The 20,082-nt window shown below is 64.5% G+C and carries 16 protein-coding genes; 15 read left to right on the top strand and 1 reads right to left on the bottom strand.

What is annotated here, in order from left to right:
- The first annotated feature begins 180 nt into the window (after positions 1 to 180).
- The 8 genes from ABWP92_RS09670 to ABWP92_RS09635 all read left to right on the top strand — a co-directional run bounded on the left by ABWP92_RS09670 (position 181) and on the right by ABWP92_RS09635 (position 10,480).
- Positions 181 to 648 carry a hypothetical protein gene (locus tag ABWP92_RS09670; RefSeq protein WP_353235165.1) on the top strand — a complete coding sequence of 156 codons (468 nt, stop codon included), beginning with the start codon at positions 181 to 183 and terminating at the stop codon, positions 646 to 648.
- A 208-nt stretch (positions 649 to 856) separates the two neighbouring features.
- Positions 857 to 2,365 (top strand): cell surface protein, encoded by a 1,509-nt coding sequence (locus tag ABWP92_RS09665; RefSeq protein WP_353235164.1) that lies wholly within the window; start codon positions 857 to 859, stop codon positions 2,363 to 2,365.
- Between the two features lie 360 nt (positions 2,366 to 2,725).
- Positions 2,726 to 3,616 carry a peptidylprolyl isomerase gene (locus ABWP92_RS09660; RefSeq protein WP_353235163.1) on the top strand — a complete coding sequence of 297 codons (891 nt, stop codon included), beginning with the start codon at positions 2,726 to 2,728 and terminating at the stop codon, positions 3,614 to 3,616.
- Between the two features lie 440 nt (positions 3,617 to 4,056).
- Positions 4,057 to 4,857 carry an ABC transporter permease gene (locus ABWP92_RS09655; RefSeq protein ID WP_353235162.1) on the top strand — a complete coding sequence of 267 codons (801 nt, stop codon included), beginning with the start codon at positions 4,057 to 4,059 and terminating at the stop codon, positions 4,855 to 4,857.
- 26 nt (positions 4,858 to 4,883) lie between these two features.
- Positions 4,884 to 6,194, top strand: coding sequence for an ABC transporter ATP-binding protein (locus ABWP92_RS09650; RefSeq protein WP_353235161.1), 1,311 nt, complete (start codon positions 4,884 to 4,886; stop codon positions 6,192 to 6,194).
- A 53-nt stretch (positions 6,195 to 6,247) separates the two neighbouring features.
- Positions 6,248 to 7,135 (top strand): class I SAM-dependent methyltransferase, encoded by an 888-nt coding sequence (locus ABWP92_RS09645; RefSeq protein ID WP_353235160.1) that lies wholly within the window; start codon positions 6,248 to 6,250, stop codon positions 7,133 to 7,135.
- A 41-nt stretch (positions 7,136 to 7,176) separates the two neighbouring features.
- Positions 7,177 to 7,776: a methyltransferase domain-containing protein gene (locus ABWP92_RS09640; RefSeq protein WP_353235159.1), complete on the top strand. Its 600-nt coding sequence runs from the start codon at positions 7,177 to 7,179 to the stop codon at positions 7,774 to 7,776.
- A gap of 142 nt (positions 7,777 to 7,918) precedes the next feature.
- Positions 7,919 to 10,480: a DUF7657 domain-containing protein gene (locus ABWP92_RS09635; RefSeq protein WP_353235158.1), complete on the top strand. Its 2,562-nt coding sequence runs from the start codon at positions 7,919 to 7,921 to the stop codon at positions 10,478 to 10,480.
- Between the two features lie 63 nt (positions 10,481 to 10,543).
- Here ABWP92_RS09635 and ABWP92_RS09630 read toward each other — a convergent pair whose 3' ends face one another.
- On the bottom strand, positions 10,544 to 14,332 hold the full coding sequence (locus tag ABWP92_RS09630) for a methyltransferase domain-containing protein (protein ID WP_353235157.1): 3,789 nt from the start codon (positions 14,330 to 14,332) through the stop codon (positions 10,544 to 10,546).
- 86 nt (positions 14,333 to 14,418) lie between these two features.
- Between ABWP92_RS09630 and ABWP92_RS09625 the strand changes: the two genes are divergently transcribed.
- From ABWP92_RS09625 to ABWP92_RS09595, 7 genes are all read left to right on the top strand, one after another.
- Positions 14,419 to 15,210 carry a glycosyltransferase gene (locus tag ABWP92_RS09625; protein WP_353235156.1) on the top strand — a complete coding sequence of 264 codons (792 nt, stop codon included), beginning with the start codon at positions 14,419 to 14,421 and terminating at the stop codon, positions 15,208 to 15,210.
- Positions 15,207 to 16,313: an MraY family glycosyltransferase gene (locus ABWP92_RS09620; RefSeq protein ID WP_353235155.1), complete on the top strand. Its 1,107-nt coding sequence runs from the start codon at positions 15,207 to 15,209 to the stop codon at positions 16,311 to 16,313. Before ABWP92_RS09625 ends, ABWP92_RS09620 begins: the two co-directional genes overlap by 4 nt.
- A 163-nt stretch (positions 16,314 to 16,476) precedes the next feature.
- Complete coding sequence (gene argB / locus ABWP92_RS09615; protein ID WP_353235154.1) at positions 16,477 to 17,367, top strand: acetylglutamate kinase; 891 nt, start codon at positions 16,477 to 16,479, stop codon at positions 17,365 to 17,367.
- Positions 17,368 to 17,497: 130 nt separating this feature from the next.
- Positions 17,498 to 18,145, top strand: a complete 648-nt coding sequence (slmA, locus tag ABWP92_RS09610) for a nucleoid occlusion factor SlmA (protein ID WP_353235153.1) — start codon at positions 17,498 to 17,500, stop codon at positions 18,143 to 18,145.
- A 128-nt stretch (positions 18,146 to 18,273) separates the two neighbouring features.
- On the top strand, positions 18,274 to 18,603 hold the full coding sequence (locus tag ABWP92_RS09605; RefSeq protein WP_353235152.1) for a cupin domain-containing protein: 330 nt from the start codon (positions 18,274 to 18,276) through the stop codon (positions 18,601 to 18,603).
- A gap of 194 nt (positions 18,604 to 18,797) precedes the next feature.
- Positions 18,798 to 19,466 (top strand): TetR/AcrR family transcriptional regulator, encoded by a 669-nt coding sequence (locus ABWP92_RS09600; protein ID WP_353235151.1) that lies wholly within the window; start codon positions 18,798 to 18,800, stop codon positions 19,464 to 19,466.
- A gap of 85 nt (positions 19,467 to 19,551) precedes the next feature.
- The coding region (locus ABWP92_RS09595) for an acyl-CoA dehydrogenase family protein (RefSeq protein WP_353235150.1) at positions 19,552 to 20,082 on the top strand (531 nt) is incomplete at its 3' end.

Raw genomic sequence — 20,082 nt, 5'->3', positions numbered from 1 at the left:
ATCGACATCCGCGAGATCTCCGACGAGCTGCGCGACCGCATGAGGGGCCTTGATGATGTGCGCGGCTTTGACCGCCACAAGCAGTCCGTGCAGGAATCCGCGCCCCCTCTTGCAGCGCCCATGCCTCAATAAAATGAGTGAAATAGAAATTAGTCTTTCTGTATCTAGGAGTTAACCGATATGATGAGCCCAGGTGTAACACGAATTGCTCCATACAGCCGCGACGCGGGCCGTCGGGCAGCCGCCGTGAAGATGGTTCTGGCGGGTGCCGCGCTGGCGTTTCTGGCCGGTTGCGCCACCTTCGGAGCCGGTACTCCCGAAGAGGCCGTCACCAAGAGGGCCGACGAACGCTGGGCCGCGTGGGTCAAGCGCGACTACGCCAAGGCGTACGAATACAACACCCCGGGCTATCGCGGTACGGTGCCCTATGAGAAATTCGTTACCATGCGCGGAAAGGACGTGCGTATTCTTTCCGGGAAGGTGAACAAGGTGACTTGTTCGAGCGCTGACCGATGCGAGGCGAAGATCGAGCTGAAGGCCAGGTCGGCGCTCATGATGCGGCAGAGCTTCCCCAAGGAAATTGTCACATTCATTGACGAAACATGGGTTTTTGAAGATGGGCAGTGGTGGCTTTTCGAGAGAATCTGAAACATGCCCCACGCCCGATTGCAGGTTGAATTGGCGTGACTGATGGAGGAAACGAGTATCGAGTACCTGTAATTGTTGCACCCAACCAACATCTCGACGCGGCAGCGGCTAATTCTCTAGTCAAACAGCCTTGCCGCTATGCTAGGATTAAAAGGCGTAATCAACCTCTACCTTAGTTGCGCCAAACAACTTTTCAACTGGAGTTTCTATGAAGAAGAATGTTCTCGCTCTGAGCATCGCCACCGCTGTGGTGGGCTTTGCTGGTAGCGCACATGCCATCCAAACACTGGGTACGGCAGCTACTGCTACCGAACTGGCTTTCAGCGACACCGGCATCGGCCACATGCTGCTGGTTCCTTACTTCAGCACGCAGAACGGCAACGCCACTCTGCTGTCGCTGGTGAACACCGACACCGTGAACGGCAAGGCTGTCAAGGTCCGTTTCCGCGGCGCCAAGAACTCTGACGACATTTTCGACTTCCAAGTGTTCCTGTCGCCTGGCGACGTGTGGACCGCTAACGTCAGCCAAAACGCCAACGGCACTTCCACCCTGACCACCGAAGATAACAGCTGCACACGTCCCAAGAGCGTGAACGGCGACTTCGTGACCAGCCGTGTCAGCGGCAACGCTGGTGCTGAAACGCTGGAAGGCTATGTTGAAATCTTCAACATGGCTGACGTGGCACCCGACTCCAACATCTACAAGGTCATCAAGCACGTCAATGGTACGGCTCCTTGCTGGAACGCAACCGGCACCGATCTGACTGCCTGGACTGGACTGTCCACCGACAAGGCTGACGAAGCTGCTTACGCTGGCGTTGGTCTGGTGAACCCGACGACCGGTCTGATGGCCAACTGGACCATCATGAACGTGCCGAAGGCTCTGTCGTGGAGCGGTGCTGCTACGGCTATCCAAGCTGTTGACGGCGCTGGCGCGGTGGGCACGGGTAATGTTGTGTACTTCCCGCAACAAAACACGCCTGTGACCGCTGCTAACCTGGCAACGTTCACTGCTGACCCGCTGCTGACCGGCGGTCAAGTGGCTGGCGCTCTGTATGACCTGCCCGACATGTCCACTCCGTATCTGAACGGCGTGACAGATCCTAGCGTGCAAGCCGGCAATCTGGCTAACTCGATCGCTGCTACCAACGTGATCAACGAGTTCTGGACTGACGACACCATCCTGGCTAACACCGACTGGGTGTTCTCCATGCCTACACGCCGCTACGCAGTGGCCATGGACTACAAGGCTAAGGAGGCTGTTTACAACGAAGATAACGCTAACCACTTCGCAGCTGGCAATACGACCGTGCTGGAGGATGCAATCTGCGTGACCGACGTGACTCCTGACGTCTGGGGCCGTGAAGAAGAAAACGAAGTTGCTTCCAGCGACGACGTGATCTCCCCCGGCACTCCAGAAGCCAAGAAGGCATTCTGCGGCGAAACTTCCATCCTGAGCTTCGGCACCGAAGCTACGGCTGAGCGTTCCGCTGTTCTGGGCGCCAAGATCGCTCTGAGCACCATCGATGCCAAGTACCAAAACGGCTGGGCTAACTTGAGCCTGGGCGGTGCAGTGGCTGGTTCCGGCCTGCCGGTTCTGGGCAGCGCATTCGCTAGCGCCTACAACCAAGCTGTTGAAGAAGGTACTGCTGGTAACTTCAGCGTGAACTGGGCTCACCGCTTCATCCGTCCTGTTGCAGCTCCCGCAGCTGAGTAATCAGGCAAACTAGGACGCGCGAAAGCGTGTAGATAAAAAGGCGGGGTTTTCCCCGCCTTTTTTTATTTGTGCGGCTGTGTCATGGGTGCGCTGCCTGAAGCCGAGCGTCTCGGCGCTGCCGCTCGAGCGCAGTAAGCCGCTCATTTGGGAACTTACCGTCCTCCATTTTCTCCATTGCTTACCTGCCTGTGATTTGGTTTCAATGGAGTTGCCACGAAGCGCTGTAATATGGACGGCCAACATCCAGACAGGATGCGCTCCGGCGCAAAGCCGGCATGATGCGGAAAACCGGATGCCGCCCGTTGCGGGCCGTTTTCAGGTGGTGCGCCGCGTTTCTTATCAATCAGTATCTTCAACGTTATGAATCTTTCTCGTCATTGGGCTGCCGCCGCAGCCGGTCTGTGCTTTTCCGCTGGTGTCTGGGCTGCCGACCCGGTGGTGCTGCTGGAAGTGGGCGGCGTCAAGGTCACCGATCAGGATGTGATTGCCGCCATTCCCCCAGGCACGCCGGATGCCCAGCGCGCGCAAATGCTGCAAAGCGCCCAGGGTGTGACCCAGACCGCCAAGAACCTGGCCGCGCGCCGCCTGCTGGCGCAAGAGGCGCAAAAGAACGGCCTGGCCGCGCAGCCCATGGTCAAGGCCCGCCAGAAGCTGGCGGACGAGAAGGTTCTCTCCGACGCGCGCCTCGTTCAATTCGAGGCGGAGCATGCTCCCAATGCCAAGGCGGTCGACGATTACGCCCGCGCTGAATACAAGGCCAACCCCAAGGCGTTCACGCAGCCCGAGGAAACCCGGGTGCGCCACATCCTGATCGAGGGCGATACGCCCGAATCCAGGGACAAGGCCGAGAAGCTGCTCGCGCAGATCAAGGGCGGCGCGGACTTCGCCAAGCTGGCGACCGACAATTCCCAGGACCCGGGCAGCGCGGCCAAGGGCGGCGACCTGGGCTTTGCGCCCAGCAGCCGCTATGTTCCAGAGTTCGGCAAGGCCATGGATGAGCTCAAGAACAAGGGCGACGTCAGCGGCCTGGTGCAGACCAAGTTTGGTTGGCACATCCTGAAGCTCGAAGAGCGCCGCCCGTCGCGCGTCGTGCCCTATGAAGAAGTGGCTGACAAGCTCAAGGCCGATGCGACCAAGCGCCTGGTGACCGACAAGCGCCTGGCGATGACCAATGGCCTCATCAAGGACGCCAAGATCAACGAAGACGCCGTCAAGGCGCTCGGCGCGGCCGCGCCAGCCAAGAAGAAATAAGACAGTGAACATGCAAGCAGGGGCCGCTGACGCGGCCCCTGTTGCGTTGGCGCTCGTAGGTCAGCGCTTGTGGAGTCGGTTCCCGCATCGGCACCTCCGGCGCTGCCGCACGCGGGGCGTTCGTCCTCGCCGCAAGCCCCTTTCACGATGCGCCGGGGAATGTGCTCGCAATCGCTTACCTTGTCTTATGCTGCAGACGAGGGGCGGCCTTATTACAATGGCTGCTTTGCCTGGATGCCGGCGCTGCTGTCCGGGATCGACTGGAAGGCCGCAGGGGCCGTCAGCGTTCCTGCTCCATGCCGGCACGGTTGCCAGCGGCGACGCGCCATTGCGCCGCCGTGGCGGTCTGCTGCGGCAGGGGAGCCGTCGCACGCGGCGCGGCTGCGGCTCGCGCTTTCCTGAATCAGGCCTGATCTTCGAATCGCGCATAACGCTTATACATGGGCACTTTTTTGTCAGAACTCGCGCAACTGTGGCGCTTGCGCGGGCTTGTCGCCGTTCTCACGCGGCGTGAAGTGGTGGCGCGTTACCAGGGCTCGGCGGCGGGTGTGCTGTGGGCCTACATCCAGCCCTTGCTGACGGTCGCGGCCTACTATCTGGTGTTCGACGTGGTGTTCGCCATGCGCCTGGGCGAGCACGCACCCACGTCGCGCGTCGGCACCTACCTCATCGTCGGCTCGCTGGCCTGGATGGCGTTCTGCGACGCCTTCGGGCGCGGCACGTCCAGCCTGCTCGATGCCGGCGGCCTGCTGCAGAAGAACGCGCTGCCGCCCATCATCTTCCCGGCGCGCACCGTGCTGGCGAGCACCGTGGTGTTCGGCCCCATGCTGCTGCTGCTCACGCTGGCCTATGCGCCGGTGCATCATTTCGCCTTGCCCGTCATCGCGGTCATTCCGCTGCTGCTGCTGCAGTTGCTGATGACGTTCCTGCTGGCCTATCTTTTCGCCATCATGGCGGCGGCGCTGCGCGATACGGTGCAGGTCGTCGGCTTTGCCTTGCAGGTGGGCATCTTCCTGTCGCCGGTGCTGTTTCCGCTCACCATGTTCCCCGCCGCGTGGCGCTGGGTGCTCTGGCTCAATCCGATGACGGCCGCGGTGTCCGGCTGGCAGACCATTTTGCTGCAAGGCGCATGGCCCGCCTGGAATGTCTGGCTGGCGCTGGCGCTGTGGAGCGGCGCGGCGGCGGCGCTGCTGTGCGTCGCCGTGCGCCGCAGCCATGATCAACTGGTGGATTGGCTATGAGCGCGCAGGCAGCAAGGGGTTCCGCAATGGAGCGCAAGGCGAAGGCGCATGCCGACGAGGTGGTGCTGCGCGTCAGCCACGTGAGCAAGGAGTACAAGCTCTACGACTCGCCGCGTGAACGCTTCAAGGCCTTGTTCAGCAACAAGGTGCGGCATCGCAGCCATTGGGCGCTCAAGGACATTTCGTTCGAGCTCAAGCGCGGCCAGTGCGTGGGCGTGGTGGGCGACAACGGCGCGGGCAAGAGTTCGCTGCTCAAGCTGCTGGCGGGCACGATGCAGCCGAGCTCGGGCACCGTCGAGCGGGTGGGGCGCGTGACCGCCATCCTGGAGCTGGGCGCGGGCTTTCACCCTGAATTCAGCGGCCGCGACAACCTGTATTTCGCGGGCAGCCTCATCGGCATCGGCCATGACGAGATGAAGCAGCTCGAGCCGGGCATCATCGCGTTCTCCGAACTGGGCGATGCGATGGACCGCGCGGTCAAGACCTATTCATCGGGCATGACGGTGCGGCTGGCCTTCGCGCTGGTCACCGCCGTCGCGCCCGACGTGCTGATCATCGACGAGGCCCTGGCGGTGGGCGACCAGCATTTCCAGAAAAAGTGCGTCGCCCGCATCATGGAGTTCCGCGACCAGGGCTGCACGATCCTGTTTTGCTCGCACAGCTCCTACCACATCCGCCATCTCTGCGACCAGGCCATCTGGCTCAAGGGCGGGCAGGTGATGGAGATGGGGCCGACCGAGGCGGTGATGGGCGCATATGAGATGCACAGCCGCCTGCGCGCGGATGCTCCCGCAGCGGGCGCTCAGGCGGCGGCGGATGCCGATGCGGCGGACGCGGCGGATGCGTCCGACGTCACGCTCAACGCGCTGGATGACGATCTGCCCGATGCCCGGCCCTGCGGCACGGGCAAGCGCATGCAGCCCAGCCCGGACGCCATGGGCGCGAGCCTGCTGTCGGTGACGATTTCCGATCTGGGCGAGGGCACGCCGCCGTTGCTGGAGAGCGTCGATCTGGAGGTGACCTTCATCGTGCGCGGGCGCGGGGAAGAACGCCCCAACCTCGGCTTCATGATCGAGCAGTCCCAAGGCACCGGCATCACGTCGCTGGCCACGCATGAGGAAGGCGCGCATCCCGTGCGCCAGCCCGATGGCACATGGCGCTCGGTGCTGCGTTTCCCGCAATTGCCGCTGCACAGCGGCGAGTACGTGGTGAGCGCCTATCTCTTCGATGAAAGCGGCCTCGTGCTTTACGATGCGTGGCTGCACTACCAGCATTTCCGCTTTGTCTCGCCTACGCTGATGCCCGGCCTCGTGCGCCTGCCGCACGAGTGGAGCTGAGTTCCGCGCGGTGCGCATGACCTGACGTTTCCCTGAAATTTCCGAACTTGATGATGTCCTCTGATAACGCTTCCACCACCACGCCCGGCGCCATCGCGCAGGCCGAGGCCTTGATGAACCGCGGCGAGATGGAGGCCGCGGGGCAACTGCTGGTGGCGGCGCGCGACGTGGCCGCCACGCGCCTGGCAGCGCACAACCTGATCGAGGAGCGCTTTCCGCTGCTGTCCTACGGGCAGTGGATGGGCTGCCCCTGCCAGATATCCGAAGCGGACGACATCTTCAAGTTCTTCGCGGCGCATCCGTCGAGCCTGAACCCGATCCGCGACTATCTGGCCGACGGCTGGCGCACCCTCTCCGAGCTGGTGCTGCTGCTCGAGGAGGTGAACCACCCGCTGCTGCGCATGGGCAGCGTGCTGGAGTTCGCGAGCGGCCATGGCCGCTTCACGCGCCATCTGGTGAAGGCGCTCGGCGCGCAGCGCGTGGTGGCCAACGACGTGGTGGCCGACTCGGTGGACTTCGCGCGCAGGACTTTCGGCGTGGAGGGCTTCGTGTCGCCTTCCGTGCCGGAGCAGGTGCGGTGGGACAGGCAGCATGATCTGGTGTTCGTGCTCTCGCTGTTCACCCATCTGCCTGCATCGACATGGTCGCGCTGGCTGCGCCGTATCTACGACATGGTGGCGCCCGGCGGCGTGCTGGTGTTCACCACGCACGGCGCGGAAGCCGTTTTCAAGCAGAACGTGACGCTCGACGAGAACGGGTATTTCTTCGTCGCCTCCAGCGAATCCAATGCGATCGACGGGCAGGAATACGGCACCACGTTCACCTCCGAGGCGTTCGTGCGCGCGCGCATCGCCGAGCACCTGCCGAACGCGCGGCTGCTCAAGCTCGCGCCGCGCCAGTTCTGGCATCACCAGGATGCCTACGTCGTCGAGAAACCCTGACGCGCCGCGCGCCGGATCACAGAAATAAAGGACCCGCAGGAATGCATACAAGTTCGCTGGCCCACGTGCAGGGGCTGGTTCACCAATACCTCTCCTCCAGCACGAACAGGCCGCTGAAGATCATCGACATCGGCAGCTACGACGTGAACGGCAGCTACAAGCAGTTCTTCCTGCATCCGCAGTGGCAGTACACGGGCGTCGATCTCGCGCCCGGCCCGAATGTGGATGTGGTGCTCGAATCGCCCTACCGCCTGCCGTTCGAGAGCTTTTCCGTGGACGTGATCGTCTCCGGCCAGGCCTTCGAGCACGTGGAGTATTTCTGGTGCTCGTGGCTTGAAATGGTGCGCGTGCTCAAGCCGGGCGGGCACATCTTTTTGCTCGCGCCGTCGCGCGGCCCCGAGCATCGCTACCCGCAGGACTGCTGGCGTTTCTATCCCGACGGCTATCGGGCGCTGGCGAAGTACGCATCGGTGGAGCTGCTGCAGGTGAGCACCGACTGGGAGCCGCATCCGTCGGAGGACAGCGCCGCCTGGGGCGACACGGTGGGCGTTTTCCGCCAGCCGCAGCTCGGCGCCCTGCAGATGCTGCGCCGCAGGATCATGCAGCAGGTGCGCTATCGCGTGATGCCCGGCTATCGCTGAGCCCTCTCGCGCTCCGGCCTGCGTCCGCCAGCGGCGCAAACTGTGTTAACTTGGGCGGCAGGAGGATTGGAGGTTCGGGCATTCAGCGCGGGCCGCGCTGACCATGTCGACGAGTTTCTTTTTGCCGGCCCCCGAAAATCGATTGCCGCGTTCCGGATGGTTCGCGGCATTTTCCTTGGCGCTGCTGTGCCTTGCCCTGTGGCTGCAGCCCGCGCCGGTCCATGCGCGGCAGACGCCCGCCGATGCGCAGGCGCCGCACGTTGCGGCAGCCAGCCTGGAGGCGGGCAGGGGCTATGTCGACAAGGCGCAGCTGCGCGGCGACGTGCTGACCATCGAGGGCTGGGCCGCCGCCGGTAACCCGAGCGTGTTCGTCACGCTGGTGGAAATCTGGCTGGGCGAGCAGTCGATCTACCGGGGGCGGCTGGGCTATCTCACCAACCGGCCCGACGTGGTCGAGGCCACGGGCCAGCCCTTGTGGCTGAGCAGCGGCTTTCATCTGCCGGTGCGCATTCCCGGGGACATGGCGGCTGGCGATCATCCCTTGCGCGTGCGGGTCACCAACGGCGACGGCAGCCAGTTCGATCTGGCGCTGTCCGGCGAGGCGGCGCGGGTGCATGTCGCAGCCGATGAGCGCAGGCCGTCGCTCAAGTCGCGCATCGCGCTGGCGCTGGCGTTCGTGCTGCCCTTGGGCTGCCTGCTGCTCTTTCTCATGCGGCGTGATGCGTCTTCCGGCGCGGGGATGTTCGCGGCGAGCGTGGCCGCATCGTTCGCGCTGCTGGTCGCGGCGGGCTGGAGCGGCTCCTCGCTGCCTTTGCTGCTCGATCGCGCCGGGGTGCTGGAGCATGACGCCGCGCCTTTCATCGGCCAGGCGCGGGAAGTGCGCCGCGACGAGTGGCTGATCGTCACGCCGCTGGCCATGAGCCAGCGCGCGCAGGCCGCGCCGTTTGCGGCGGTCAACACCTTGCAGGGCGTGTACGGGCAGAACATGAACGTGGTGGGCATGACGGGCGCGCCGACGCTGGGCCTCGCGGAGCTGGCCAGGCCCGCGGGCTGGGGCTTCCTGGCATTCGACCTCAGGCGCGCGCTGGCCTGGTATTGGTGGTTCCCGTTCTTCGCCTGCTATCTGGCGCTGTGGGCGCTGCTGCGCTGCTGGTTCGGAATCGACTGGCGGCATGCGGCGGTGCTGGCGGTGCTGGCGCCCGGTTCGGCGTATTCGGTCGGCTGGTCGGGCTGGCCTGCGTATGTCAGCTTCTTTCCGGTGCTGGCGGCGCTGGCGGCGGTGCGGATCTTCGCCGCCAGCCGCGCATCGTCGGCATTGTCGTGGGGACTGGCGCTGGGGTGGGCCGCAGCGGGTTTCGTGCTGGTGCTCTATCCGGGCTGGCAGATTCCGCTGGCTTATCTGATGGGTTTGCTGACATTGGCGCAGCTATGGAACACGCGCGCGCGGCTGCATTGGCGTTGGGCGCAGTGGCTGGGGCTGCTGGTCGCGGCGGCGCTGGCGGGCCTGCTGCTGTGGAGCTGGTGGCACGATGCGCGCGAGGCCATCGTCGCCCTGGCGCGGACGGTGTATCCGGGCCAGCGCTCGATGGAGCTGGGCGGCTATGTCGAGCCCTGGCACCTGTCCAAGGGGCTGGCCAATCTGGTGATGCTGTACGAGAGCTCGCAATGGTCGATTCCAAGCGATGCGGCGGGCCACATCTACTTGCTGATCCCGCTGGCGGTGGCGACGCTGGCGCGTCTGTTCCTGCGCCGCTCCATGGATGCGATGGTGCTCGTGCTCTGGCTGTTCATCGCGTTCGTGCTGGCGCACATGTTCGTGGGCATTCCCGAGTGGCTGGGCCGCGCGAGCCTGTGGGGCAAGGCGCCGGCGTTCCGGCTCGACGTGGCGCTGGGGCTGGCGCAGGTGTTCCTGCTGGCCTGTTTTCTCAAGGAGTCGCAGGCGCTGCAGGCCTGGCAGACGGGCTCCATGGCGAGAACGCGTGGCATGCAATGGCTGGCGGGAGTGACGGCGGCGGGCTTTGCATGGTTCCACTGGCGCGCTCTCGGCATGATGCCCGTGCCCATGCAGGACTGGCTCAATCCGGCGCTGCTGGCGCTGGTGCTGGCGGCGGGCGCGTGGCTGGCATACCTGCTGGTGCGTGGGCAGGTGTGGCCTTGCGTGGCGGCTTGCGCGGTATGGACGCTGGCGGTGAGCCTGCCCTTCAACCCGTTGTGGCAGGCGCCCGCGCATGTGTCTCTCGTTCCCGAACTGCAGCAAGCCTTGCATGCGCCGGTGGCGAACGTGGGCGCGGATGCAGGCAAGGGCTCGCACATGCCCCTGGTGGCCGTGGTGAGTGAGGACCTGTGGGTCAGCGCGCTGCCGATATCCGGCGTTCGCGTGGTCAACGGGTTTTTCTACGATCCGCCGCTTCGCTTCTGGCGCGGCCTCGATCCGCAGGGCAGGCTGGATCCGATCTACAACCGTTACCAGTTCATGCAGATCAAGCTGCGCGAGGATCTGGCGGATGCCGATTTCGAGATCCGCAGTCCGCGCATGGACAGCGTGATCCTGGACGTGCAGCCCGAGCGCTTCGACTTCAACAAGGTGCAGGCCGATTTCGTGCTCGCCAATCCGCAGGACGCGCGGCTGCTGGCGGCCAATCCCCGGCTCGAACTGCAGAAGACCGACGGCATGCGCTGGGCGCTGCTGCGCGTATTGCGCTGAAGAAAAAAACGGGCTCCGCAGTGGAGCCCGTTGCATGGCGGCCCGGATCGGGCGCGCGGATGTTCAGCCGTTCAGCCAGGTCTTCACCTGGCGCTGGAACTGCGGCGGAATCTTGCGGGCCACGCCGCGCAGAACCGGCAGCGACCGCAGGTAGACCAGCATGCCCAGCAGGCCCGCCTTGGTGGCGCCCGAATAGGCGCGCTCCTGTACGAATCGGGCCAGGTAGTCGTTGTCCAGCGCGTGGCCGGTTTCCTCGGGCTGCGAAGGCCCGGACATGCCGGTGAAGTAGTCTTCGCGGTAGGCCCAGTCCTCCGGCGCGGGCGCTGGCCCGGCGCCCGGCTGCGCTGCCTCGATGGCGGGCGCGGCCGCCGTCGCGAAGTATTCGCTGCGCAGCTGTGTGAAGAAATCCAGCCATGACGGCGCGTCCAGATCCCAGCGGCTGATCCAGCTCCAGGGGCGTCCGACGACGCGTTCGCTGAAAGCGCCGATGTCCGGCACGACCACCGGCAGCCCTGCCTGGAGCACGGCGCTCAGGGTGTAGCTGTAGGTCTCGGGCCATTGCGCCGGGAACCACACCAGATCGGGCTTGAGCCATGCCAGCAACTGGGCGAGCTCTTCATCCTTGTAGGCGCCATGCACGCTGAGCGCGGCCCTGGGCTGGCTCAGCAGGTGGCGGTAGCCATAGCCGAGCAGGTGGAACTCGACGGGAGCGCCCCGGCGCGCGGCCTCGACGGCGGCGGCCTCCAGCACGTCGGCGCCCTTGATGGCGCTGAGCGCGCCCAGTACCACGATGCGCAGCGCGCGCCCGTCCGTGATCGGCTGGGGTGCGGGGACCGGCAATGCCTGCGCCGGGTCGATGTCGGTATGCGCGACGGCATGGACATGGGCGGCGGGAGCAAAGCCGGCGATGCGCCTGGCCGTGTCGTGGCTGGGCGCGATGACGTTGCGCGCGGCTGAGAGAAAGCGCGCGTTCGCGCCGCGCCAGCGCGCCACGTTCCCTTCCATGGGCGCGGGCATGTCGGGCGTGCAGCACTTGCACTGGCCGGGGGAGTGTTCGCCCTGGTAGCGGTTTTCCTCGCCGGTGAGCGTGATGAAGGTGCAGTAGCTGTAGAAGTCGTGCGCGGTGAAGTCGTAGGTGACATCCAGCAGCGCGGGCAGGTCGCGCACATGCTTGTCGTGGCCGAGCAGATGGTGGTAATGCACGTGCGAGACGCGCAGCTGGCGCAGGACGTTCAGCAGGTCCTCGAACTGCTCTTCGATCTTGAACGCCAGCTCGAAGCCTTCGGCGGCCGAGGCCATGCGTAGCGACACGCTCTTGTTGGCCGATGGCGCAAGGATGAGAAACACTGCCTTGTCGGCGAGGTGCCGCGCCAGTTCGCGCACGTGGCGCACGGTGCCTCCGGCGCGGTCGTGCAGCACGGTCAGGATCACCGGCAGATGGGCCTTGCGGATGCGCGCCACGTCCAGGGCCAGGCGATAGGGCCGCGCGGGATCGGCCTGCACGAACTTGTGCACGTCGCTCGCATAGTGGGGATGCAGCCGCGCCAGCTTCTCCATCGCGGCGCGCTCGCGCGGGCTCTTGCTGTCGCCAAAGCTCACGCCGCCAGTGTGCAGCACGAAGGTGTCCAGCAGATGGAGGTTGCGCCAGCCAGCCTGGATGGCGCGCTGGCAGAAATCGTTCTCTTCTCCGTAACCCTTGCCGAAGTTCTTGGTGTCGAACAGGCCCACATCGTTCAGGCTGTCGCGGCGGATGTACATGCAGAAGCCGACGCCCGTGGGCACATCGACCACTGCGCCGGGATTCGTCGCGGCGCACAGGGCGTCCATGCGCGCGGTGGTGTAGCCCTCGGGCAGCGGGTTGTCTTCGCAAAAGCGCGGGTAGCTGCAGATGGTGGCGTTGGTGGAGAACGGCGTGACGGACGCGATCTTGCGGTCGCCGTAGGCCGCCTTGCGGATGCGGTCGAGCCAGTCGTTGGCGACCTCGGTGTCGCTGTTGAGCAGCAGCACGTCGTTGTCCGCCGACAGGGCCATGCCTCGGTTCACGGTGCCGACGAAGCCCAGGTTCTCCTCGTTCTCGAGCAGCACGATGCGTGGCTCGTTCGATGCGCGCTCGCGCAGCCATTGGGTCACTTCGGGCTCGGGGCTGCAGTCGTTGATGACGATGAGCCGGTACGGAGCCTGCACCGGCGCGGCCAGCACCGATTCCACGCACAGCTTCGTATCGGCAAGGCCCCGGTAGACCGGCACGATGATGTCCACGGGATGCGGCGTGGGCGCAATGGGCGTGCGGGGCCGCATGGCCTGGGCGTAGGGGTTGGGCTTGAACTGCTCGTGCTTGGGCTTGCGTCCGCGCAGGCGGTCCAGTCCGATCTTGGCCTTGACGAGGGGGCGGGTCATCTTGAAGACCGTCGAGTTCTCCATGTTCTCCAGGTGCTCGGCGAGATCCTTGTATTCCCCCTGCACCTTCACTAGTTCATGTTCGAGCCGGGTGGCGTTGCGCTGGAACTGGGCGGATTCGTCCTGGAAGCTGCGGCGGCTGCTTTCGCTGGACTCCAGCGCATTGGACAGGTGCGCGGCGCGGCCGCTGAGCGCGCCGACCTGCTCGCTGAGCGCATCCACGCGCTCTTGCAGAGGCCGGATCTGTTGCGCGAGCGTCAGGTAGTCGGACGACATGGGCCAGCCGATCCCGATGTCCAGCGTGAGCGCCCCCGTCGCGGCGTCGCCCAGTTGCTCCCAGGGAACGGGAAGCTCGAGCCACGGGTCATCCCCGGTCAGCAGCGCCACCGTGGCGGCGGAGATCACCGGAGCAGGGGCCTGCCACACGATTTGATGGTGGGGAGCCTGGCTCAACAGCGATTTGCCGGCGGGCTGGTTGTCCCAGGACCACAGGGTGTCGCCCGCCTCGTTGCGCAGGGTGATCGAGTACAGGTAGATGAAGCCGGGGCGGTCCGCCGGGTCCAGCCGCAGCCGCGCCACGGGCGCGCTTCCCGCCGGGATGCCGAAGCGGACCGTCTGATGGTTTTGTCCGATCGAGCCCGTGGCGCTGAGCTTGCCGTCCTCGGCGTAGCCTTCGCCTCTATCCACATACAACTGCGTGGTGAACAGCGCCTGGGGGGCGTCGGCGGCCGCCTCATCCTCCACGGCGTTGTCGACCGGCTGGGCGACCGGGTGCGTCGCCCCGATGAACTGATAGGCCAGGGCGTCCGGCGCCGCCAGCAAAAAGCGCGATACGGCGGGCGGAAGATCGTCGAACCGCGTCTTGAACTCGGACTCCGGCAGCTCGCGGACGACGGTATCGAGCGTATCTATCTCCCATGCGTTTTCGCCCAGGAACCGGGACAGCGAGCGGCGGGTGAAGAAGCGCAGGTGAGTGCGGTCCAGCAGGCCTTCCTCGCGGTAGCGGAACTCTCCCTGCAGCAATTCCGCGATCAGGCCGGCATAGCCCGCGTTGGGTACGGAAACCAGCAGCTTGCCCTGCGGCCCCAGAAGCTGGCGGCAGGCCGCGAGAATGCGCTCCGGCTGGCGCAAGTGCTCCAGCACGTCGGCGCAGACGATGTAGTCGTAGTGTTTGTTTGCAAATAGCGTAAGTAAATCGCAGGTTTCCAGGTCCGCTACTTCGACCTGCCGGTAATGGGGACGCGCATGGGCGGCTTCCGCCTCGCTCCATGTCAGGCCGTCGCTTGTGCAACCCATTGTTTCAGCCAGGTATTGGCCGAGCGCGCCGCTGCCGCAGCCCAGGTCGAGCAGTGTGGCTCCCTGATGTACTAAACTCGCGATGACCGAGAGCGATGTGCGTTCGCCGGGACGGATATTGCGCAGATAGACGTGCAAATCCTCAATATTCTGTGTCATACCCCGGATTATGACGGGGCCTCCAGCCTTCGCGGGAATCAAAAAATGACACAAGCAGCGTCTGTAACGAGGACAATACGCACCCGATGGATTCCGAGATAAAAAAATCAGGGCGCCTGGTAGTGTCCATTGTCAGCCACGGGCATGGTGCGTGCGTTATAGACCTGATCAATGATCTAAGGCAATTCAGCGGCAACTCCGTGGACCGTGTCGTCGTGACGCTGAATGTGCCCGGAGAAACCCTCGACCTGCCCGGTGGCGCGTCATCCGCCTGGCCTTTCCAGCTGCAGGTTCGGCGCAATGAGCGGCCATTGGGCTTTGGTGCAAACCACAATCGGGCCCTGGCCGACGCGGGAGAGGAATTTGTATGCGTGCTCAATCCGGACATCCGCCTGACGGCGGATCCGTTCGAGGCGCTCGTGCATTGCGCGGCCCAGCCTGGTGTGGGTTGTGCCTATCCCGTGCAACTGAACGTCGACGGGACGGTGCAGGACAGCGAGCGGGCCTTGCCGACACCTGTTGCACTTTGGCAACGCCGGGCGCTGGGCCGGGGGGAAAAGCGGGTGGATTGGGTGAACGCGGCGTGTCTGGTGCTTCCCTTGGCGGTCTGGAGGCAGTTGCAAGGATTTGATGAGCGTTATTTCATGTACTGTGAGGATGTCGATTTGAGTCTGCGCATTCGGCTGGCTGGCTTCAAGCTCGTGCGGGCGCCGGTCAGTCTCGTTCATGAGGCTCAGCGTGGGAGTGGGCGCTCGCTTCGGCATCTGGCGTGGCATGTGCGCAGCCTGCGGCGGCTGTGGTGCTCGCCGGTTTACCGCGACGCCCGAAAGCTCCCGCCGCTCGAAGCCGCGCCTGCATCAGGGGCGGTGCGCTCATGATCTGGCTGTCCCTGATCGGCTTTCTGGTTTCCGGACTGAGCGCCGCGTTCATCATCCGCGCGCTCAAGGGGCGCAGGACGCCCCACTATGAGGAAGGGGCCAAGCCGCAGCGTTTTCATATGGGTGAAGTGCCGCGTCTGGGCGGTGTCGCGCTGCTGCTCGGGCTGAGTGCCAGCTGGGCGCTGGGGGTGGCGCAGACCTACGTGGGCGATCCAGGATCGCTGCGCCTGGGCGCCTGGGCCCTGCTCTGGATTCTAGCGGTGATGCCGGCGGCGCTGGGGGGTATCGTCGAGGACATGACCCAGCGCATGCCTATCCGCTACCGGCTTGCGCTCACCCTGCTGTCGGGCGTCCTGGCCGTCTGGCTGCTGGGCCTGAACATCCCGCGCATCGGCATCCCGGGGATCGATGCCTATCTGGTGCAGATGCCCTGGCTTGGCATGGCCATCGTGCTGCTCGCCATCACGGGCCTGCCGCATGCCTTCAACATCATCGACGGCTACAACGGGCTGGCCGGGATGGTGGCGCTGGTCATCAGCCTGGCGTTGGCGCATGTGTGCCTGCAGGTGAACGACCGCTCGCTGGGCTCGCTGATCATCTGCCTGGCCGCGGTGACCGGAGGCTTCCTGGTCTGGAATTACCCGCGCGGCATGCTGTTCGCCGGTGACGGAGGCGCCTATATCTGGGGCGTGGTGATCGCCATGGGCAGCATCTCGCTGGTGCAGCGCAATTCCGACGTGTCGCCCTGGTTCCCGGTGCTGCTGCTGATCTACCCGATCTGGGAGACGCTGTTTTCCATCTACCGCAAGCTGGCGCGCGGCGTGTCGCCCGGCATGGCCGATGCGCTGCATTTTCACCAGCTGATCTATCGCCGCATCGTGATCGGCGTGTTCCATGACGATGATTCCCGCCGCATGCTGATGCGCAACAACCGCACCTCTCCTTACCTGTGGGCATTCACCTTGCTGACCGTGGTGCCGGCCGTGCTTTTCTGGAACAAGACCTGGGTGCTGATGGCGTTCTGCGGGCTGTTCGTCGTGACCTATGTCGTGGCGTACCTGTGCATCGTGCGGTTCAAGGTGCCCAGCTGGCTGAAGCTGTGAGTCCCACGCCGCATGGCCTGCCGCCCGGCGGCCGGGGATCGCCAATGCCTGGGCTCCCGCTCGGCTGAAGCGGCGTCTCGCGTCGGCGGCCGGCTGTTTGCGGCACAATTTGAGGTGTTCGATTTTCCGATCTCCTTCTTATCAGCCGGACGGGCCCCCATCCATGACCGATCTTTCCTCGATTGCCCCGCGCGACAAGGCCGAAATCCTGGCCCAGGCGCTTCCCTATATCCGCAAGTTCCATGGCAAGACCATGGTGATCAAATATGGCGGCAATGCCATGACCGATCCCGAACTGCAGGCCGATTTCGCGGAAGACGTGGTGCTGCTCAAGCTGGTGGGCATGAATCCGGTCGTGGTGCACGGCGGCGGCCCGCAGATCGAGACCGCGCTCAAGCGCCTGGGCAAGAAGGGCGAATTCATCCAGGGCATGCGCGTGACGGATTCCGAGACCATGGAAGTGGTGGAATGGGTTCTGGCGGGCGAAGTGCAGCAGGACATCGTCGGCCTGATCAATCAGGCTGGCGGCAAGGCCGTCGGCCTGACGGGCCGCGACGGCGGCCTCATCCGCGCCAAGAAGCTCAAGCTGCTGGACAACAAGGACCCCAATATCGAGCATGACGTCGGCCAGGTGGGCGATATCGTCGCCATCGACCCGAGCGTGGTGAAGGCGTTGCAGGACGACGCGTTCATCCCGGTCATCAGCCCGATCGGCTTCGGCGAGGAAAACGAGAGCTACAACATCAACGCCGATGTGGTCGCCAGCAAGCTCGCCTCGGTGCTCACGGCCGAAAAGCTGGTGCTGCTCACCAACATCCCCGGCGTGCTGGACAAGCAGGGCCAGTTGCTGACCGAGCTGACCTCGCGCGAGATCGACGACCTGATCGAGGACGGCACCATCTCCGGCGGCATGCTGCCCAAGCTGGCCGGCGCCATCGACGCGGCCAAGAGCGGCGTGAATGCCGTGCACATCGTGGATGGACGCGTGCCGCACTCCATGCTGCTCGAAATCCTGACCGACCAGGCCTACGGCACCATGATCCGCAGCTACTGATCCGCTGCTGCCCCTGCGCCGCCTGCGCCTGGTCATTGCCCGTACTTGAGCGCAAGGCAGGAGTGCTCCGGGGAACATGGGTTGAGTGTGCGAAAATTCTTATTACAAGAGTTGCGAATGCATAAACCCTATGTCCTCAGTAGAAGAAACCGAAGTTGCCTCTCCCGTGCAAGCCGCCGCACGCAAGCGCCCCCGTCCGGGAGAGCGCCGCGAGCAGATACTGCAGGCGCTCGCCGCCATGCTGGAGCAGCCGGGAGCAGAGCGCATCACTACTGCGGCACTGGCGGCCCGGCTTGAAGTCAGCGAGGCCGCGCTCTATCGCCATTTCGCCAGCAAGGCGCAAATGTTCGAGGGGCTGATCGACTTCATCGAAAGCAGCGTCTTCACGCTCATCAAACGCATCACCGAGCCACGCGGGCAGTCCGATGACGCCGCCGGGGGCACGCAGCAGGCGTTGCGCATCGTGACGATGGTGCTGCAGTTCGCGGAGCGCAACCCCGGCATGGTCAAGGTCATGGTGGGCGATGCGCTGGTGTTCGAGAACGAACGCCTGCAGCAGCGCATGGGCCTGTTCTTCGACAAGATCGAGGCGTCGCTGCGGCAATGCCTGCGCGAAGGCGCCGAAAGCGCGGGCTCCAGCACACCCACGGCCGATGCGCAACTGCGCGCGGCCCTGCTGGGCGACCTGATGCGCGGCAGGATGCTGCGCTTCGTGCGCTCGGGCTTCAAGCGCTCGCCGGCCGCCGACCTGCAGAACGTGCTGGCAGTCCTGCACTGACCGCCGCCGCGCTCGCCGGCCGCTGGCGGCGCGGGAAAATCCGCCGGACAGCTCCGGACGGCATCTGGAAATGGTTGCAATGCCGCTCGAGCGGAAGGACACTGGCGGCTCATACCGGAGGTACGCCCATGGCAATCCCACACGCTTCTCCTGGCCAGGCGCTCGACGTGCGCCCGCTCGGCGATCGCCTTTTGGCCAGCAAGACATCAGCCCTGTTCAAGTCGGTGGATCTGGAGATCATGCGGCTGGTGCTGCCCGAGGGAAAGTACATGCACAACCACCACGTGCCCGGGGAAATCACGATCCAATGCATCGAAGGCAGCCTCGACATAGAACTCGATGCGGGCACCGTGAGGCTGGAGGCGGGACAACTGCTGTTCCTCGCCCGCGGCGCAACGCACGCCGTCAAGGCGCTGACTGACGCCAGCGCGCTGGTGACCGTCGTCTTGAAACCCTGAATAGCCTATTCCGAAATGTCTTCCCTTCGTGCTTCCGTGCATGTAGGGCAGGCATGTATGGATGGTCTCGCGTGCCATTTCCCGGTCGTCTACCGACTGAGGGTTTTCCCGATTTCTACGTGAAGACAAGAACAATCTCTGGCGTTCAGGGAAAGTTGTGTGCAAAATAGCACGATCGTTCTTTTATTTTCCGTATGACTGTTTCCTCTACTTCCCAGAAGCCCGCGCGTGCGTCCACCGCCCGCGAGGGGCGGGCCTTGCACAAAGGTCAGCAGACCAAGGCCACCATCGTCGATGCGGCGCTGGGTCTGGCCACGCACATCGGTCTGGAGGGGCTCTCGATCGGCGCGCTGGCGGATGTGACGAACATGAGCAAGTCCGGCGTATTCGCCCATTTCGGCTCGCGCGAGGAACTGCAGATTTCCGTCATCCGTGAATACCACGCCCGCTTCGAGCAGGAGGTTTTCTATCCGGCGATGGCGGCGCCGCGCGGCATCAGCCGGCTGCGGGCCTTGTTCGACAACTGGATGAAGCGCACGTCGATCGAGCTGGATTCGGGATGCATCTACATCAGCGGGGCCGTCGAGTTCGACGACCGGAGCGGCCCGGTGCGCGATGCGCTCGCCAATTCGGTGCTGACGTGGTATGCGGCGGTGAGGCGCGCCATCGAGCAGTGCGTGGAGTGCGGCCAGTTGAAGCCCGACGTGGATGCCAGCCAGATGCTGTTCGAGATCCACGGGCTCATTCTGGCCTTGCACTACGAGGCCCGCTTCCTGCGCATGCCCGGCTCGATCAAGCGGGCCCTGGGCGGATTCGACAGCATTCTCGAGCGCTACGGCGCCGATCCCGCCACCGCGAAGTGATGGCGGCCCGACGGCTTCCTGTCTTCGACCCATTCAACCCAGCGATCTTTTTTTTCAGTTCACCTACTCAATTTCTGGAGTCCACATGCCTACCTATACGCCGCCGCTCCGTGACATGCAGTTTCTGATGCATGAAGTTTTCAAGATCACCGACGACTACAAGCAGATGCCCGCATTTGCCGAGGTCGATGCCGACACGATCAACGCGGTGCTGGAGGAGGCGGGCAAGTTCGCCGCCAACGTGGCATTTCCGCTGAACATCAGCGGCGACGAGGAGGGCTGCACGCTCGACAAGAGCACGCACGAGGTGACCACGCCCAAGGGTTTCAAGGATGCCTACAGGCAGTTCATCGAAGGCGGCTGGCCCGCGCTTTCGTGCGATCCCGGCTATGGAGGGCAGGGCCTGCCTTTCGTGGTGAATTCCTCGTTGTATGAAATGCTCAACAGCGCGAACCAGGCGTGGACCATGTACCCCGGGCTCTCGCATGGCGCATACGAGGCGCTGCACGCCTATGGCACACCGGAGCAGAAGAAGCTGTATCTGCCCAAGCTCACCAGCGGCGAATGGACCGGCACGATGTGCCTGACCGAGCCGCATTGCGGCACCGACCTGGGC

The organism is Diaphorobacter ruginosibacter (assembly GCF_040396215.1).
GTDB classification, from domain to species: domain Bacteria; phylum Pseudomonadota; class Gammaproteobacteria; order Burkholderiales; family Burkholderiaceae_C; genus Diaphorobacter_A; species Diaphorobacter_A ruginosibacter_A.
The sequence above is the reverse complement of the archived record's forward strand: the minus strand, read 5'-3'. Positions and strand labels throughout refer to the sequence as shown.